The organism is Actinoplanes lutulentus (genome assembly GCF_003259845.1).
GTDB classification, from domain to species: Bacteria; Actinomycetota; Actinomycetes; order Mycobacteriales; family Micromonosporaceae; genus Actinoplanes; species Actinoplanes lutulentus.
In genome coordinates this window covers 132,361-148,866 of record NZ_QLMJ01000016.1, presented here as the reverse complement: position 1 = coordinate 148,866, position 16,506 = coordinate 132,361, and the positions used below count along the sequence as shown (strand labels likewise).

At 69.9% G+C, this 16,506-nt stretch carries 20 protein-coding genes; 9 read left to right on the top strand and 11 right to left on the bottom strand.

The genetic code is table 11. The features are described 5' to 3' along the window. Positions 1 to 62 precede the first annotated feature (62 nt). Positions 63 to 683, top strand: a complete 621-nt coding sequence (locus tag B0I29_RS47550; protein WP_111652548.1) for a TetR/AcrR family transcriptional regulator — start codon at positions 63 to 65, stop codon at positions 681 to 683. On the opposite strand, the gene B0I29_RS30380 is transcribed toward B0I29_RS47550, so the two are convergent. Then, a complete protein-coding gene (locus tag B0I29_RS30380; protein WP_111652547.1) occupies positions 680 to 1,111 on the bottom strand; it encodes a hemerythrin domain-containing protein in 432 nt (143 codons plus the stop codon). The genes B0I29_RS47550 and B0I29_RS30380 overlap by 4 nt on opposite strands. A gap of 160 nt (positions 1,112 to 1,271) precedes the next feature. On the opposite strand from B0I29_RS30380, the gene B0I29_RS30375 reads away from it, so the two are divergent. From B0I29_RS30375 to B0I29_RS30360, 4 genes are read left to right on the top strand one after another with little or no spacing between them, the layout of a single operon-like run. Then, positions 1,272 to 2,279: an ABC transporter substrate-binding protein gene (locus B0I29_RS30375; protein WP_181558046.1), complete on the top strand. Its 1,008-nt coding sequence runs from the start codon at positions 1,272 to 1,274 to the stop codon at positions 2,277 to 2,279. Then, positions 2,260 to 3,270, top strand: coding sequence for a FecCD family ABC transporter permease (locus tag B0I29_RS30370; RefSeq protein WP_111652545.1), 1,011 nt, complete (start codon positions 2,260 to 2,262; stop codon positions 3,268 to 3,270). The genes B0I29_RS30375 and B0I29_RS30370 overlap by 20 nt, the downstream gene beginning before the upstream one ends. Beyond that, a complete protein-coding gene (locus B0I29_RS30365) occupies positions 3,267 to 4,301 on the top strand; it encodes a FecCD family ABC transporter permease (RefSeq protein WP_111652544.1) in 1,035 nt (344 codons plus the stop codon). Before B0I29_RS30370 ends, B0I29_RS30365 begins: the two co-directional genes overlap by 4 nt. Continuing rightward, positions 4,298 to 5,071: an ABC transporter ATP-binding protein gene (locus B0I29_RS30360; RefSeq protein WP_111652543.1), complete on the top strand. Its 774-nt coding sequence runs from the start codon at positions 4,298 to 4,300 to the stop codon at positions 5,069 to 5,071. Before B0I29_RS30365 ends, B0I29_RS30360 begins: the two co-directional genes overlap by 4 nt. 170 nt (positions 5,072 to 5,241) lie before the next feature. Here the strand turns inward: B0I29_RS30360 and B0I29_RS30355 are convergent, their stop codons facing one another. Continuing rightward, entirely contained in the window at positions 5,242 to 6,165 is a 924-nt protein-coding gene (locus B0I29_RS30355) for a DMT family transporter (protein ID WP_111652542.1), read from the bottom strand. 42 nt (positions 6,166 to 6,207) lie between these two features. Between B0I29_RS30355 and B0I29_RS30350 the strand changes: the two genes are divergently transcribed. Next, positions 6,208 to 6,720, top strand: coding sequence for a MarR family winged helix-turn-helix transcriptional regulator (locus B0I29_RS30350; RefSeq protein WP_111652541.1), 513 nt, complete (start codon positions 6,208 to 6,210; stop codon positions 6,718 to 6,720). Here B0I29_RS30350 and B0I29_RS30345 read toward each other — a convergent pair. Beyond that, complete coding sequence (locus B0I29_RS30345; RefSeq protein WP_111652540.1) at positions 6,709 to 7,440, bottom strand: FKBP-type peptidyl-prolyl cis-trans isomerase; 732 nt, start codon at positions 7,438 to 7,440, stop codon at positions 6,709 to 6,711. The genes B0I29_RS30350 and B0I29_RS30345 overlap by 12 nt on opposite strands. 43 nt (positions 7,441 to 7,483) lie before the next feature. Further along, positions 7,484 to 8,932: an Ig-like domain-containing protein gene (locus B0I29_RS30340; protein WP_146616924.1), complete on the bottom strand. Its 1,449-nt coding sequence runs from the start codon at positions 8,930 to 8,932 to the stop codon at positions 7,484 to 7,486. 130 nt (positions 8,933 to 9,062) lie between these two features. Between B0I29_RS30340 and B0I29_RS30335 the strand changes: the two genes are divergently transcribed. Beyond that, positions 9,063 to 9,449, top strand: a complete 387-nt coding sequence (locus B0I29_RS30335) for a VOC family protein (protein ID WP_111652538.1) — start codon at positions 9,063 to 9,065, stop codon at positions 9,447 to 9,449. On the opposite strand, the gene B0I29_RS30330 is transcribed toward B0I29_RS30335, so the two are convergent. The 7 genes from B0I29_RS30330 to B0I29_RS30300 all read right to left on the bottom strand — a co-directional run bounded on the left by B0I29_RS30330 (position 9,446) and on the right by B0I29_RS30300 (position 14,261). Next, entirely contained in the window at positions 9,446 to 9,703 is a 258-nt protein-coding gene (locus tag B0I29_RS30330) for a helix-turn-helix domain-containing protein (protein WP_111652537.1), read from the bottom strand. The genes B0I29_RS30335 and B0I29_RS30330 overlap by 4 nt on opposite strands. After that, complete coding sequence (locus B0I29_RS30325) at positions 9,700 to 10,464, bottom strand: enoyl-CoA hydratase-related protein (protein WP_111652536.1); 765 nt, start codon at positions 10,462 to 10,464, stop codon at positions 9,700 to 9,702. Before B0I29_RS30325 ends, B0I29_RS30330 begins: the two co-directional genes overlap by 4 nt. Further along, positions 10,461 to 11,438 (bottom strand): NAD(P)H-dependent flavin oxidoreductase, encoded by a 978-nt coding sequence (locus tag B0I29_RS30320; RefSeq protein ID WP_111652535.1) that lies wholly within the window; start codon positions 11,436 to 11,438, stop codon positions 10,461 to 10,463. Before B0I29_RS30320 ends, B0I29_RS30325 begins: the two co-directional genes overlap by 4 nt. Then, complete coding sequence (locus B0I29_RS30315) at positions 11,435 to 12,181, bottom strand: SDR family NAD(P)-dependent oxidoreductase (RefSeq protein WP_111652534.1); 747 nt, start codon at positions 12,179 to 12,181, stop codon at positions 11,435 to 11,437. The genes B0I29_RS30320 and B0I29_RS30315 overlap by 4 nt, the downstream gene beginning before the upstream one ends. Positions 12,182 to 12,253: 72 nt before the next feature. Next, positions 12,254 to 12,868, bottom strand: coding sequence for a TetR/AcrR family transcriptional regulator (locus B0I29_RS30310; RefSeq protein WP_111652533.1), 615 nt, complete (start codon positions 12,866 to 12,868; stop codon positions 12,254 to 12,256). Between the two features lie 19 nt (positions 12,869 to 12,887). Further along, on the bottom strand, positions 12,888 to 13,478 hold the full coding sequence (locus tag B0I29_RS30305; RefSeq protein ID WP_111652532.1) for a TetR/AcrR family transcriptional regulator: 591 nt from the start codon (positions 13,476 to 13,478) through the stop codon (positions 12,888 to 12,890). Between the two features lie 21 nt (positions 13,479 to 13,499). Next, on the bottom strand, positions 13,500 to 14,261 hold the full coding sequence (locus B0I29_RS30300) for an SDR family NAD(P)-dependent oxidoreductase (protein ID WP_111652531.1): 762 nt from the start codon (positions 14,259 to 14,261) through the stop codon (positions 13,500 to 13,502). An 83-nt stretch (positions 14,262 to 14,344) separates the two neighbouring features. On the opposite strand from B0I29_RS30300, the gene B0I29_RS30295 reads away from it, so the two are divergent. Together B0I29_RS30295 and B0I29_RS30290 are read left to right on the top strand one after the other, a co-directional pair. Next, a complete protein-coding gene (locus B0I29_RS30295; protein ID WP_111652530.1) occupies positions 14,345 to 15,502 on the top strand; it encodes an acyl-CoA dehydrogenase family protein in 1,158 nt (385 codons plus the stop codon). After that, positions 15,499 to 16,506, top strand: a complete 1,008-nt coding sequence (locus B0I29_RS30290; RefSeq protein ID WP_111652529.1) for a phosphotransferase family protein — start codon at positions 15,499 to 15,501, stop codon at positions 16,504 to 16,506. Before B0I29_RS30295 ends, B0I29_RS30290 begins: the two co-directional genes overlap by 4 nt.

Below are 16,506 nucleotides of genomic sequence, written 5' to 3'. Positions count from 1 at the left end.
TTTACGTCACACTCCGTCGGGTGACGGCGTGATTGCGGCCGCGATCGAGGGGAGAGGGTCACGTGACCACGAGTGGGGCGCTGCCGCGGCGCCGCCGCGACGCTGCGCAGACCCGGCTGGACCTGCTCGACGTGGCGCGCCGCCGGTTCGCGCACGACGGGTACGCGGCCACGACGGTCCGTCACATCGCCGACGAGGCGGGCGTCAACGTGGCACTGATCAGCCGCTATTTCACGTCGAAGGAAGGCCTGTTCCAGGCGTGCCTGACCGACGCGGTCACCGACGTCGGCCGCGGCACCGACGACCTCGGCCACGGTGAGATCGCGGCCCGCCTGGCCCGCCGGCTCAGCGACACACCCGGAAAAATAGAGCCCGGCGAGAATCGGTTGCGGGACGGGCTGCTCCTGCTCGTCCGGACCTCCGGCGACGAGCGCATCGACGACCTGCGCCGCGACTTCCTGCGCGCCCTGAGCGAGAAGGTCGCGGTGAAGACCGGCAACACGATCGACGAGTCCACGCTGCTGCGCGCCCAGATCCTGCTCGCCGCGGTTCTCGGCATGGTGCTGCTGCGGTCCACTCTCGGCATTCAGCCACTGAGTGCGGCCGGCGAGGACGAGCTGCGGCAGCCGCTCGCCGACCTCATCGACGCGCTGCTGGGAACGCGAGGGCACGACAGGCGCTAGCCGGCCATCACCCGGACATCGTGCATCGTGCCGGACATCATGTGCAGCCGTTGCGTGGACACATGGCGGCGCAGCAGCGGAAACTCGTCCCTCTCCTGGCGCGTCACATGGTCGAGCAGTGCCCGGTTCACCGCCGCGAGTCCGTCGTCGAAGCCGCGGCGTTCGAGTTCGGTGACGGTCCGTTCGAGCTCCGCCCCCTGTGCCTGGCAGGCGCGGGCGATGGCGTCGCCGGCCGGCCCGCTGTTGCGCACGGCCGGATGAGCCACTGCGGACTCACCGAGTTGGTGCAGGTGGACGGCGTGTCGTAAGGCGGCGAGCGCGCCCCGTTTCTGGTCGCGGACGTCGTCGCACAGCTGCCGGATCCGCAGATGTTCGGCGCGCAGGACGTCGACGATGTCGGGCGAGACGATTGTCTGAAACGCTTCCATGGCGGGCCCTCGGCGTGGATGGCGGCGCCGGGGTCCGGGGCGATGACAAGCACGACAGTACGCGGCCGGGAAGCATCCGGGAGGGCCGCCTATGCAAAACCTGTGACCTGTGGTTAGCCTAACCTAATCACCGAGTCGACCTTGAATGGAAAACCCGCATATGCAGACCTGGCGTTCAGTACTGGCCGTCGCGACTCTGGGCGCTGTGCTCGCCGGGTGCGGCAGCAACGACGCCCCCGCCGACGAAACCGCCGCCGCCTCCGGGCCGTGGTCGTTCACCAGTGGAAACGGCGACGTCGTCAAGGCCGACAAGACCCCGAGCCGGATCATCGCGCACGCCGGCGAGGCCGCGGCGCTGATCTCGTTCGGCATCAAGCCGGTCGGCATCTACGCCGACGAGCCGGTCAAGACCGACCTGAACCTCAAGGACCTCGACCTCACCGGGATCACCATCCTCGGCGAGGAGTGGGGCAAGATCGACGTCGAGAAGGCGGCCTCCCTCGCCCCGGATCTGATCGTCGGCGACTGGTGGCCGGCCGAGAAGGCGTACAGCGGCCTGGAAGAGGGAGTGGACGAGAAGAGCAAGAAGCTCGCTGAGCTCGCGCCCATCGTGGGTGTCTCCCAGGGTGAGTCGATCGTCGACCTGGCGGAAGGCTACGAAGCGCTCGCCACGAGCCTCGGTGCCAAGGTGGACGACCCGCAGATCGCGGCGAACAAGAAGCGTTTCGAGACCGCGGTGACCGCGTTCAAGGCCGCGACCGCCGCGAAGCCGAACTTGACCGCCGCGGGCATGTCGCCCACCGACGAGAAGGTGTACGTCGCCAACCCGAAGTACGCCCCCGAGCTGCTCGACTTCCAGCGCTGGGGCCTCAAGGTCCTCGACCCGGCCGCACCCGACAAGGACTTCCCGTACTGGGAGACGCTGAGCTGGGAGAACGCCGACAAGTACCAGCCCGACCTGATCCTGTGGGACGGTCGCGCGTACAAGGACACGCTCAACGCCGAGTTCGGCAAGAAGCAGCCGACCTGGTTCGAGATCAAGGCCGCCAAGGCCGGAGCCGTCACGGCGTGGCCGGCGTACTGGCTGCACACCTACGGCGACTTCGCGACCGAGCTGGAGAAGCTGACCACCGCGATCAACGGCGCTGATGAGAACATCGGCAACTAACCGAGCCTCCGGGCTCGTCCTGCTCGTCGCTCTGCTCGCCGTCGTCGCGTTCCTCAGCGTCACCCAGGGATCCCGGTCGATCGACCTCACGGATGTCCTGCGGGCGCTGGGGAATCTCGGCGACGACGGTACGATCACCAGCACGGTCACCCTCGAACTGCGGGTTCCGCGTACGCTCGTCGGGATTCTCGCCGGCGCCGCCCTCGGCGTCGCCGGCGCGATCCTGCAGGGCGTGACCCGCAACCCCCTCGCCGACGCGGGCATCATGGGCATCAACTCCGGCGCGGCCGCGTGTGTCGTCTTCGCCATCACGGTGCTCGGGATCCAGGGCGTGAGTTACTACGTCTGGTTCGCGTTCGGCGGGGCGATCATTGCCACGTTCCTGGTCTACACCATCGCGTCGATGGGCCGCGAAGGCGCCACACCGGTCAAGCTGGCCCTGGCCGGCGCGGCCGTGACCGCCGGGCTCACCTCGGTGACCTCGGCGATCGTGATGACCAACATCGACGCCCTGAACGAGCTGCGGTTCTGGCAGGTCGGCTCGCTCGCCGGCCGGTACACGCCGATCCTCGTCGGTGTCGCCCCGTTCATCCTGCTCGGACTCGTCGCGTCGCTCGGTCTGGGCCGGGTCCTCAACGGGCTCGCGCTCGGCGAGGACACCGCCCGCGGCCTCGGCCAGCGGGTCGGGCTGACCCGGGCCGCCGCGTTCGGCGTCGTCGCGATCCTGGCCGGCGCCGCCACCGCCGCCTGCGGGCCGATCGTCTTCATCGGCCTGGTCGTGCCGCACCTGGCACGGTTCATCTGCGGGCCCGACTACCGGTGGATTCTGCCGTACTCGATGCTGCTCGCCCCGATCGTGCTGCTGCTCGCCGACGTGCTCGGCCGGATCGCCGGCGCACCCGGCGAACTCCAGGTCGGCGTGGTCCTCGCCGTACTGTGCGCGCCGGTGTTCGTGGGCATCGTCCGATACGCCAGGCTGGTGGAGGCATGACCCTGACGCTTGTCGCGGTGAAGGCGACCCATCGCCGCCGGACCGTCCGCTCGCTCGCCGTGACCATTGCACTGGCCTGCGTGGTCGCCGCCCTGTTCGTGGTGACCATGATGGTCGGCAGCTTCCGGCTGACCGCCCTCCAGGTGATCACCTCGGTGCTGCACCTGGAAGCCAACCCCGGCGTCGACTTCGTGGTGCGCGGCCTGCGCCTGCCGACCGCCACGGCCGGCCTCACCGTCGGCCTCGCCCTCGGCGCCTCCGGAACGATCTTCCAGCAGCTGCTGCGCAACCCGCTCGCCTCACCGGACTTCGTCGGCGTCACCTCCGGCGCGAGCCTCGCCGCCGCCGGCGGCATCGTGTTCCTGCAGGCCGCCGGGCTCGTCGTCTGCGCGTTCGCCCTCGGCGGCGCCCTCCTCGCCGCGTTGCTGATGTACGTGCTCGCCTGGCGCGACGGCGTCAGCGGGTACCGCTTCATCCTGATCGGCATCGGCGTCGCCGCGTTCTTCGACGGCCTCGTCGGATATGTCCTCAGCCGCGCCCGCCTGACCGAGGCACGCCAGGCCATGCACTGGCTCACCGGCTCCGTGGGTCAGGCCAGCGATCAAGAACTTCAGATCCTTCTGTACGCCTTACCGGCGCTGCTGTTGCTCGCCATCGGACTGCAACGACACCTCAGAGCACTCGAGCTGGGCGATGACACGGCACGGGCCTTGGGTACGCGTACCGAACTGAGCCGCGCCGCCCTGCTCGGCACCGCGGTCCTGCTCGTGGCCCTCGCCGTGGCCGTGGCCGGCCCGGTCGTCTTCGTGGCCCTGGTCGCCGGCCCGGTCGCGAACCGCCTGCTCGGCCCGGCCACCGGCGGCATCCTGGCGGCCGCGCTGGTCGGCGCGGCACTGCTGCTCACCGCTGATCTCGTCGCCGTCCATCTGCTCCCGGTCTCGCTGCCCACCGGCGTGGTCACCGGGGCGGTCGGCGCGCCCTACCTGCTGTGGCTGCTCGCCACCACGAACCGGAAGGGAGCCGGAGGGTGACACGGCTCAACGCCCGAGACCTGACCCTCGGATACGACGACCGACCGGTCGTGCACGACCTTTCCCTCGACGTGCTCGACGGCAAGGTGACCGCCATCGTCGGCGCCAACGCCTGCGGCAAGTCCACGCTGCTCCGCGGCCTGGCCCGGCTGCTGAAACCCCGCGGTGGCGCCGTCCATCTCGACGGCAAGGCGCTCACCGAGATGAGCACCGTCGACGTGGCCAAGGTGCTGGGCCTGCTGCCGCAGTCCCCTCTGGCGCCGGACGGTGTCACGGTCGCCGACCTGGTGTCGCGGGGACGTTATCCGCATCAGGGCTGGTTCCGGCGCTGGACCGACGACGACCACGCGGCAGTGGCGTCCGCGCTGGAGGCGACCGGGACGGCCGATCTGGCGTCGCGGCCGCTCGCGCAGTTGTCCGGCGGCCAGCGCCAGCGGGTGTGGGTGGCGATGGCCCTCGCCCAGGACACCGACCTGCTGCTGCTCGACGAGCCGACGACGTTCCTGGACATCAACCACCAGGTCGAGCTGCTCCGGTTGCTGCGCACGCTGAACGAGGAGTCCGGCAAGACGATCGTCGCGGTCCTGCACGACCTGAACCTGGCCAGCCGCTTCTGCGACCACATCATCGCGATGTCCGGCGGCGCGATCGTGGCCGAGGGCCCGCCGTCCGAGGTCATCACTGCCGAACTGGTCGAGAAGGTCTTCGGCCTGACCTGCGTCATAATCCCCGACCCGATAGCCGGCACCCCCATAGTCGTCCCCGCCTGACCCGAAGCGACCCAGCCACAACCGCGCGGGCCCAACGGGTGTGTCGATTTCGGGTCCGATCCGCGCCCAAACTCGACACGCGCTCCGCGGTTTGCTGGCTTGTGTCGAATTTGGGTGCGGTCCGCGCCTTAACTCGACACGGAGTCTGGGGTTCGCTGGGTGCGGGTGGGTCACTTGCTGGGGGCGGCGGGGGCGGGGGTGGGGACTCGCGGGGCTTTGGGCGTACCCGAGGGGGTTGAAGGGAAGCGCGAGCTGACCGCCTGGCCCAGGAGGATGCCGGCGAAGACCAGCGTGAGGCCCAGCAGCTGGCGGGGGCTGAGGGTTTCGCCGGCCAGGACCACGCCGAGCAGGACGCCGGTGACCGGGTTGAGGAGGCCGATGAGGCCTACCGTGCCGGCGGTCAGGTGGCGCAGGCCGGTGAACCACGCCGCGAACGCCAGGGCTGTCGCGACGACCGTGACGTAGGTGAAGGCGGCGAACTCCTGCCCGCTGACCCGCGGCGGTGTGCCCTCGACGGCGACGGCGGCGATGGTCAGCATCAGGCCGCCGGCGATCAGTTGCCACGAGGTCAGGGAGAAGACGTCGGTGCCGGCGCTCCATTTTTTCGCCAGGATGTAGCCGAACGACGACATCACCATGGCCGACACCGAGGCGAGGACGCCTGTCGCGTTGACGGCCACCGGACCGGTGAACAGCATGAGGCTGACGCCTGCGATGCCGATCGCGGCTCCGGCCAGGTGGGCCGGTCGCGGTTTCTCGCGCAGCGCGCTCCAGGCGAAGAGCATGAGTACGACCGGAGAAAGCGCCATGATCGTCGACGCGATGCTGGTCGGCAGGGTCTGCGCGGCCAGATAGATGAGGGCGAAGAACGCGCCCATGTTGAGGGTGCCGAGGACCAGCGATTTCCACCACCAGGATCCGCGGGGGAGCCGGCGGTTGATCAGCAGGAGCAGCAGGCCGGCCGGGAGGGCTCGCAGGGCCGCGCCGTACAGCGGGTGGTCGGCGGGCAGGAACTGGTGCGTGACGTAGTACGTCGTGCCCCAGGTGATCGGCGCCAGCGCGGTGATCAGCGTCCAGCGCAGTTTAGCTTCCATGGAAGACAATGTAGCTTCCCGGGAAGATATATAGTCAGGGCTGTGACCGAGAACCTTGACCACGTCGGCCGGATCCAGCGTGAGTGGGCCCGGGAGCGGCCGGACCTCGACGTGTCGCCACAGGGCGTCATCGGGCGGCTGCACCGGGTCGCCGCCCATCTCACCGAGCAGCTGTGCGTGGTCTACCGGCGGTACGGGCTCGGCGAGGGGGAGTTCGACGTCCTCGCCGCTCTGCGGCGTGCGGGGGAGCCCTTCGAACGCGCGCCGGGAGAGCTGGCGGTGTTCACCATGGTCACCACCGGGGCGATGAGCAAACGGATCGACAGGCTGGAGCGCGACGGGCTGGTCACCCGCCGGGTGAGCTCGACCGACGGGCGCGGGCGCGTGGTGGCCCTGACGACGGCCGGGCGCGAGCTGATCGACCAGGCGTTCGCCGAGCACATGCGCAACGAGAGGCGGCTCCTCGAGGAGTTGAAACCCGAGGAGGCCGCCCAGTTGGAAGCGTTGCTGACCACCTGGCTGGGGCGCTTCGAAGCGCCCCGATCAGGAGGCTGACAGGACGTCGACGATGAAGCGCAGCGCGCCGGCCGGCTGGCCGCCGGTCGGGTTGTCGCCGTACGCCAGGTCGGCCGGGATGTCGAGCTGGACCCGGCTGCCGACCTTGACCCCGATCAGGCCCTGGTCCCAGCCCTGGATGACGCCGCCGCTGCCGATCTGGAAGCTGAACGCCTCCGAGCGGCTCCAGGACGAGTCGAACTCCTTGCCGTCGGCGTAGGTGACGCCCACGTAGTTCACGTTGATCGTCTGGCCGGACTCGACCGCCGCGCCCTTGCCCTCGATGAGGGTCTTCGTCGTGAGCTTGCTGAGCGTGCCGGAGCCCTTTGTCGCGGCCGGCTTCGTGCTCAGGGCCGGGTCGGCGCCGTCCGGCACCGGCGGGAACGCCGCGGCCGGCTCGGTCGCGGCGGGCTCGGTCGCAGTGGGAGCGGCGGCGGCCTCCGCGCTCGCGGCGGCCGGGGCCACCGTCGAGTTCGACGACGTGTTGCTGATCCACGCGATCAGCCCGACGACGAGAGCCAGCACGACCACCGCGGAGCCGACCACGGTCAGCGTCTGGTTTCGTTTCTGCCGGGCCTGGGCGCGCGCCTTGTTGGCCTTGGCCTCGGCGCGTTTCTCGGCCTTCGTCTTGAGCGGCTGGCTGAGGGCGCTGTTGCGCAGCGGGCCGGCGGCAGGACGCTTGGTGGCCGCGCTGCTGCGGCTGGTCACGGGATCGGGCACCGTCCGACAATACGACACGCGGGCCCGATTCGCCTTCACCCGTTTATCGACGCCAGGTCCGGGTTTTGGTCTTCGTGACGTTGCCTGCCTTGTCGTACACACGGATCTGGACCTTGATCTTCTTCCCGTACTTCTTGGTCTTGACGGAGAAGGTGTACGGCCCCTTGGCGTCCTTCGCGACGACCTTGCCGTTGATCAGCAGTTCGACCCGGTTGATGCCGTTGCGGTCGGTGGCGGAAACCGCGATCTTGACAGTTCCCTTGACCTTCGCGCCGCCGGCCGGGGCTTTGGTGATCTTCGCCTTCGGCTTGGTGTTGTCCACGACGACGACCCGTCTGGCCGTGGTCGTGTTGCCGAGCCGGTCGGTGAGCGTCCAGGTCAGCGTGCGCAGGCCGTCCTTACCGGCCGAGGCCTGGATCGTGTATGGCGGCGTGGTCACGGTGTAGGCGTCCAGCAGGTACGCCTCACGGATGCCGGACGGGTCGGCGCCCTGCACCGTGGTGCGGATCGTGCCACCGCGCACGAGGGCCCGGTTGCCCGGCGTGATCGCGGTGATCGCCGGTCCGGTGTTGTCGATGGCGATGCGGCGGGTGATGGTCGCCCGATGGCCGAGCGTGTCGTAGGCGCGGACCTGGAGCACGGCCGTCCGGTTCTGGCCCCGGGTGTCCCAGTCGAAGAAGGGAGCCGGGTACGAGCCGTCCTCCGGAGTGCGGTTCGTCGACCGCAGCGTTCCGTCCACCCACCATTCGACCCGGTCGAGCGGGGAAGGGCCGTAGACCCCGGCGGTCAGCCGGGACCGGCCGCTGATCCGGCCGTCCACGACGCTGCCGTCCGGTTGCCGCGGGAATTCAAGCCGGGAGATGGCCGGTCCGGTGTTGTCGATGGCGTAGAAGCCGGAGATGAGGGCGACGTTTCCCACCTTGTCGGTGAGTTGGAACTGCACCCAGGCCCCACCGTCGCGTCCGGCCGTGTCCCACGTCATCGTCCAGGGGGCGGCCGTGGCCGAGGCCACCTCGCGCCCGGTCGCGTAATCCCAGAGGGAGATCCGCGCGAGGTCGCTGGAGACGCCGGTCGCGGTGAAGGTGGTTACGCCGCCGATGAACGACTCCAGCGGTGGCGAGACGGTGGCCAGCGGGTTCTGGGTGTCGACGCGGACCCGGCTGGTGGCCTCGCCGTGGTTTCCGGCCGCGTCGAAGGCCCGGACCGTGACGTCCGCGTCGGTGCCGTGCAGCTTGGCCGGCACCGTCAGGTAGACGCCCTGGTTCTGCTTGCCGTCCGAGTAGGTGCGGACGACGACGCCGTTCAGCAGCAGGTCGACCTTGGTGACGCCGGAGTCGTCGGTCCAGATCGGGTGGAGGCGCTGACCCCGTCCGACGGACTGGCCGTCGGAGAGACCGGTGGAGGTCACGACCGGAGGTGTGATGTCGTCCGGCGCCGCGGCGACCGATGGACCGAGCAGCGATACCGCCGCGAGAAGATGAAGCGAACCCATGATGTAGCCCCCGTGTCGTGAATGCCGCCCGAGGATACGGCCCTTGATCATCTTCTGTCGATCCCGCGGCCGCGCGGCGTCGTCCTGGCCGATAGGCGCCGCTCGATCGCGTCCATGGGACGATCTTGTGATGGTCTCCTATATCGATCACACCAACGTGGACTGCACCGACGCGTACGCCCTGTCCCGGTGGTGGCAGGGCGTTCTGGATTACCGGGAGGACCCGGAGGACCCGAACGAGCCGGGTCACGAGGAGTGCCTGATCTTCTCCGCGGACGGGCGGCACCGGCTGCTCTTCGTCGAGGTGCCGGACGCGAAGCAGGGCAAGAACCGGCTCCACTTCGACCTGCGCCCCGCCGACGGCACCCGGGACGAGGAGCTGGCGCGGATCATCGAGCTGGGCGCGACCGTGGTGGACGACCGGCGCAAGCCGGATGGAGCGGGGTGGGCGGTGCTCGCCGACCCGGAGGGCAACGAGTTCTGCATCATGCGCGGCAAGGCCGAGGCCGCCCTCTAACGGCCCGGGACCAGGCGCCGATCGTCGCCGGGCCGGTCGGTCAGCTCGCCCACCGGGATCTGCAGGACCCGGGCGAGCGACTCCCGGGTGGCCCGGCGGTCCAGCGGCGCGAGCCCGTTCTCGATCTGTGCGATGTATCCCTGGGTGTAACCGGCGAGTTCGCCGAGGACGCGCTGGGTGAGCCCCCGGCGGAGCCGCCAGCGCCGCAGCCGGGCGCCTACCTCGTCACCGTCCATCAGGGTCTCTCCGGTCATCGGCCCGCGAAGTACGGCGTCTGCTTGTCCCGGAAGGCCGTCACCGCGGACTGGAAGTCCTCGCTGCCCAGCAGCGCCGACTGGCCGATCAGCTCGCGCTCCAGGCTGTCCTCCAGGCCGCCCAGCGTCGCCGCGTTGACCGCCCGTTTGGCGGCGGCGAGGGCGAGTGGAGCGGCCCGGGACAGCCGGGTGGCGAGCTCGTCCACGGCGCCGGCGAGTTCCGGCGGCTCGACGACCTGGTGGATCAGGCCCCAATCGGCGGCGAGAGCCGCGGGCAGGCGTTCGCCCAGCAGCGCCAGGCGCAGGGCTCGGGCGCGGCCGATGTTCGCCGGGACGAGCAGGGTCGCGCCGCCGTCCGGCATCAGGCCGATGTTGACGAAGGCGAGCTGGAAGAACGCGGTCGTCGAGGCCAGCACCAGGTCGCAGGCCAGGGCGATGGACGCGCCCACTCCGGCGGCCGGGCCCTGCACGGCGGCGACGACCGGCTGCGGGAGGGTGCCCAGGCAGCGGATCAGCCGGTTCGCGGCCTGCAGGGTCGCTTCCGGTGGCAGGTCGGAGACGGCCGTGAGATCGGCGCCGGAGCTGAACGCCCGGCCTGCCCCGGCGAGCACGATCACCCGGACCGACGGGTCCTCGGCGGTCTCGGTGAGCAGCTCGGTCAGGTCGTCGAGGACGGCCGGGGTCACGGCGTTGAGCACGTGCGGCCGGTTGAAGGTCAGACGCAGGACCGGCCCGTCCCGGTGGCAGCTGATGTCACTCATGCGACCAGCTCGCTCAGGCGCCGCGAGATGATCGAAGACGCCTCCGCGATGATGCGGTCCACCAGGACGGCACACGTCGGGATGTCGTTGATCAACCCCTGCACCATGCCCACGGTCCAGATCCCGGCGTCCAGGTCGCCGTCCTCGAAGACCTTGCGGCCCCGGGACCCGGCGACCAGCGGTGCGATGTCCGGGAAGGTACCGCCGCCCTGCAGGATCTCCACGACGTCCCGGCTGACCGCGTTGCCGGCCACCCGGGCGGTGTTGCGCAGCTGCCGGAAGATCAGCTGGGTGCCGCGTTCGTCGCCGTCGACGATGGCCTGCTTGACCTTGTCGTGGATCGGGGACTCGACGGTGCACATGAACCGGCTGCCCATGTTGATGCCGTCCGCGCCGAGCGCCAGGGCCGCGACCAGGCCGCGGGCGTCGGCGAATCCGCCGGAGGCGAGGACCGGGATGCTGAGCCGGTCGGTCGCGGCCGGGATCAGGACCAGGCCGGGGATGTCGTCCTCACCCGGATGGCCGGCGCACTCGAACCCGTCGATGCTGACCGCGTCGACGCCGACGGCCTCGGCTTTCCGGGCGTGCCGGACACTCGTACATTTGTGAATGATCTTGATGTTGTTGGCGCGGAACATCTCCATGTGGGGTTCCGGGTTGGAGCCGGCGGTCTCCACGATGGTGACGCCGGAGTCGACGATGACCCGGCGGTATTCGTCGTAGGGCGGCGGCGTGATCGCGGGCAGGATCGTCAGGTTGACGCCGAACGGCTGGTCGGTGAGTTTGCGGCAGCGCTCGATCTCGGTCGCCAGAGCGGCGGGCGTGGGCTGGGTCAACGCGGTGATCATGCCGAGGCCGCCGGCCTGGGAGACGGCGGCGGCGAGTTCGGCGCGGCCGACCCACTGCATGCCGCCCTGCACGATGGGGTGGCGGATCCCGAAGGCCTCGGTGAAACGCGTCTTCAAAGCGCTCATCGCGGTGCCATCCGGATCGCGCCGTCGAGCCGGATCGTCTCGCCGTTGATCATCGGGTTGCCGACGATGAAGTTGACGAGATCGGCGTACTCGGAGGGTTTGCCCAGCCGCGCCGGGTGCGGGACCTGCGCGCCGAGCGAGAGTCGCGCCTCCTCGGGCAACCCTCCCAGCAGCGGTGTCTCGAACAGCCCCGGCGCGATGGTGACGACCCGGATCAGCGACGAGGCGAGTTCGCGGGCGATCGGGAGGGTCATGCCGACGATGCCGCCTTTGGAGGCGGAGTAGGCCGCCTGGCCGATCTGGCCCTCGAAAGCGGCGACCGAGGCGGTGTTGACGATGACGCCGCGTTCGCCGTCGACGGGAGTGGCATCGGCCAGCAGCGCGGCTGCCAGCCGGATCACGTTGAAACTGCCGATCAGATTGACCTCGACGGTCCGGCGGAACAGATCGAGGGGGAACGGCCCGTTCTTGCCGCGCACCCGGGCCGGCGTGCCGATGCCGGCGCAGTTCACCACGACCCGCAGTTGCCCCAGCCCGGCGGCGAGTTCGAGCGCGGCACTCACCGACTCCTCGCTGGTCACGTCGCCGGCGTGGAAGTGAAAACCGAGTGCTTTGCCGTCGGAGGACGGCAGGTCGACGATCACCACCTGAGCGCCGGTCGCGGCGAGGGCCCGGGCGGTGGCGAGGCCGAGACCGGAGGCGCCGCCGGTGACAAGGGCGACGTCGTGCTGACTGAGTCTCACAGAGATCCCCTTCGAAGTCTGGACGACCCCGAGTCTCACCCGTCAACGCGGAAACAGTCAAGACTGTCTGTTTCAGGAAAGCAGCACATGCCGCGCGATCTCTTTCCAGTGCTCCAGCAACGGCTCCGACCCCGGATCACGGGCGTCGAACGCATAACTCAGCGCCGTCCCCCGCATGCTCGTGAACAGCACCGGCCGCACCGGCAGATACAGCGGCCGCCCCACCAGGTCCGGCCCGAACAGGTCATCCATCCGCGTCCAGATCGCCCGGCCCAGGCGTTTCTCGGCCGGCCGGATCGCCTCGGCCAGGGCCGGTTCGGTACGCGCGGCGACCCACAACTCGGTAGCCGCCCAGAAACTGGGCTCCTGAAACGTCGCCCACAATACGTCCACCACCACGGCGATCCGCTCACCCGGCCCGCGGGCGTCAGCGATCTGCTCGGTCAGCCCGACCGGCACCGGCTGCTCCAGCTGCGCCGCGAAGATGTGGTGTGCCGCCGCGACCAGCAGCTCCTCCTTGGACGGGAACTGATGCAGCATCCGGCCCCGTGACATCCCGGCCTCGGCCTGGATGGAGATCGTGCTGGTCCGGGCGTACCCGTCACGCAGCAGGCAGGTGACCGCGGCGTCGAGGATCCGGGACCGGGACTCCCGCGTGCGGTCGGCCCGGGAGCTGGTAATCGTCATGGACACAGACAATAACGGTCTACGCTGACTCCACAGCGGCCAGCGCGATCCGGACGTAATCCGCCGCGGTCTCCTCGGCTTTCTTCGGGCCGCTCGGGTCGAACCAGCCGGCCACCCCCTGGCACATCGCGAGGATCGCGCGCCCGCAGACCGCCGGCGCCGGGGTCCGGAAGACACCGGCACGGCACCCGGAGACGATCGCGTCGCGCAGCAGCCCCTCGATCCGATCGCGGTGCTCCACGTACCGCGCCAGGTTCGCCGGGCTCAGCGACCGGCGTTCCGAGTCGAGAAACGCCAGGTCACGGTGGTGGGCCATGTAGAGCACGATCGCCTCGACCGCGCCGCTGAGCCGGGCCACCGGATCGGGTCCGGCCTCGGCGACGGCGGCGTCGACATGCGCGGTCACCGTCGTCATGGCGTGGTCGAGCAGCGCCATCAGGATGGCCTGCTTGTTCTCGAAGTGGTAGTACAGCGCGGGCACGGTCACCCCGACCTCGGCGGCGATCTTGCGGACGCTGGTGGCGTCGTAACCGTGCCGGACGATCTGATCGAGCGACACCGCGAGAATCGGCGACAGATCGAGAGCGGGATAGTGCGTCCACTGCCTCAAGTAACCCTCCCTGGGAAAATCCTAGAGGGCGGCCATGCCACCGTCGACGATCAGGCTGGTCCCGGTCACATAGGACGACGCGGACGACGCCAGGAACAGCAGCGCCCCGTCGAGTTCGCCCTGTTCCCCGAACCGCGCGAGCATGCTGTTGCGCGCCACCATCTCGCGCAGCTGGGCATCGTCGTTCTCGGTCATCTCACTGGCGAAATAGCCGGGGCACAGAGCGTTGACCCGGATGCCCTTGCGCGCCGACCACTCCTGGGCCAGATCGCGGGTCAGCCCGAGCACGCCGGCCTTGCTCGCGGCATAGGCCGCTTGCGGGAACGGCGGCGCGATGTGCCCCAGCACGCTGGCGACATTGACGATCGACGAACCGTGCGGCATGTGCGGCGCGCAGGCCTGCGCCATCCAGAACGGCCCGCCCAGATTCACCCGCAGCACCGCCGCGAACCCCTCCGGAGTCTCCCGCGACGCGGGCACCGCATGCCCGATCCCGGCGTTGTTGATCAGCACGTCGACCCTGCCGAACTCGGACACGACCGCCGCCACCGCCGCCCGGCACTGCTCCGCGTCCCCGACGTCGGCAGCGTGGGTGATCACGCGCGTGCCTGCGGCCCGCAACTTCTCCGCGAGCTCCGCGAGTCTCCCGGCCCGGCGCGCGACGAGCGCCACGTCCGCGCCTGCGGCGGCGAGGGTACGCGCAAACCCCGCACCCAGCCCGGCACTGGCCCCGGTGACCAGGGCAACCTTCCCGTCCAGCCGGAAAGCGTTCAGGACATCCATCGACGACTCCTCTTGACGGTTCCCGATCCGCCCAGAATTCTAGTTAGCGCTCGCTAAGTCAATCTCGCTGAGAGGCACTGGTGATGACCGACCTGTACGAGCGGCGTTCCCTGTTCGACGACGAGCACGAGGCGTTCCGGGACAGCGTGAAAGCGTTCGTGGCCCGCGAGGTCGCCGCGAACGTGGACGACTGGGAGGAGGCCGCCGACATTCCGCGCGACATCTGGCTGCTGGCCGGCCAGCTCGGCTATCTCGGGCTGCCGGTGCCGGAGGACTGCGGCGGCAGCGCCATCACCGACTATCGCTTCCGGATGGCGATGATCGAGGAGACGGCCCGGGCCGGTGCCAACTCCCTGGCGGCCGGGTTCGCCGCGCAGACCGACGTCGTCCTGCCGTACTTCATCGACCTGGCCGCCGGTGAGCAGCGCAAACGCTGGCTGCCGAAGCTGGCCTCGGGCGAGTGGATCGGCGCGATCGCGATGACCGAGCCCGGTACCGGCTCCGACCTGAAGGGCATCCGCGCCACCGCGGTCCGCGACGGCGACGGCTGGCTGCTCAACGGCTCCAAGACCTTCATCACGAACGGCATCAACGCCGACCTGGTCATCGTGGTGGCCCGCACCGGCGAGGGCGCCTTCAGCCTGTTCGTCGTGGAGAACGGAACCACGGGGTTCACCCGGGGCCGCAAGCTGCGCAAACTCGGCCTGAAAGCACAGGACACCGCGGAACTGCACTTCGACGACGTACGCCTCGACGCCGGCGCGCTGCTGGGCGAGGAGGGCCGCGGCCTGCACGCGCTGATGTCCCACCTGCCCCTGGAACGGCTCAACATCGCCGTCACCGCGTGCGCCGGAGCCCGCGCCGCCCTCGCCTGGACGATCGATTACGTCCGGGACCGCCGGGCGTTCGGCAAGCAGCTCGCCGAGTTCCAGAACACCCAGTTCGCCGTCGCCGAGATGGTCACCGAACTGGAGGTCACCCAGGCGTACGTCGACGACGCGGTGCTGCGCTTCAACCGTGACGAGCTGTCCGCGGTGGACGCGGCGAAGGCCAAGTGGTGGGCCACCGAGATGCACAAACGCCTGGTGGACCGCTGCCTGCAACTGCACGGCGGGTACGGCTACATGCTCGAATATCCGATTGCCCGCGCGTACGCCGACACCCGGGTCACCACCATCTACGGCGGCACCACCGAGATCATGAAGCTGATCATCGCGCGTGACGTGCTGGAGACCCGGTGACCGCCGCGCTGGTGCGCCCGGAGAAGCTCGGCCCGGCGCTCGCCGCCGCGCTGCACGACAACGCCTGGCGGGACTTCCGGGCCGAGCTGATCGCCGGGGGCAAGTCCAACCTGACGTTCCGGCTCCGGTCCGCGGCCGGCGAGGTGATCCTGCGCCGCCCGCCGAGTGGTGAGCTGCGGCCCAGCGCCCACGACATGGGCCGGGAGTGCCGGGTGCAGCAGGCTCTCGCCGGTTCGGGCGTACCCGTGCCTGATGTTCTTCTCGCCGATCCCGAGGGTGACCTGCTCGGCGTGCCCAGCTACGTGATGTCCGCGGTAGCGGGCATCGTCGTGCGGGACGCGTTCCCACCCGGATTTTCCGTAGATTTCCGAGAGCTGTCCGGGAACCTCGTCGACACCCTCGCCGCAATCCACACCGTTGACATCGCGGCGGCCGGCCTGGGCGACTTCGGCCGGGCCGAGGGGTTTCTCGCCCGGCAGATCCGGCGCTGGAGCGCCCAGTGGCAGGCCGTCAAGAAGGAGGACGTCACCGCCGTCGACTGGCTGATCAGCAAGCTGACGGTCCCGCGGCACACCACCCGGGCCCTCGTGCACGGCGACTTCCGGCTGGACAACTGCGTGCTCGACGCCCGCCGGCCCGCCGTGATCAACGCGGTACTCGACTGGGAGATGTCCACCCTCGGCGACCCCCTGGCGGACCTGGCGTTGCTGCTCTTCTACTGGCGCGAACCGGGGGAGCAGCCCTGGAAACTCGCCCCGGCGATCACCGCGACGCCCGGTTTCCCCCGCCGGACCGAGATCGCCGAACGGTACGCCGCGACCACCGGCGCCGACCTGTCCGACCTGACGGTCTATCTGGCGTTCGCGCACCTCAAGTTCGCGGTCATCACCCAGGACACCATCGCCCGGGTCCGCGACGGCGCGATGGCCGGCCAGGACTTCGGCGACCTGAGCGGCGAGGTCGCGCGCATCGCCGCGGCCGGGCTCGACATCCTGGAGGATTGA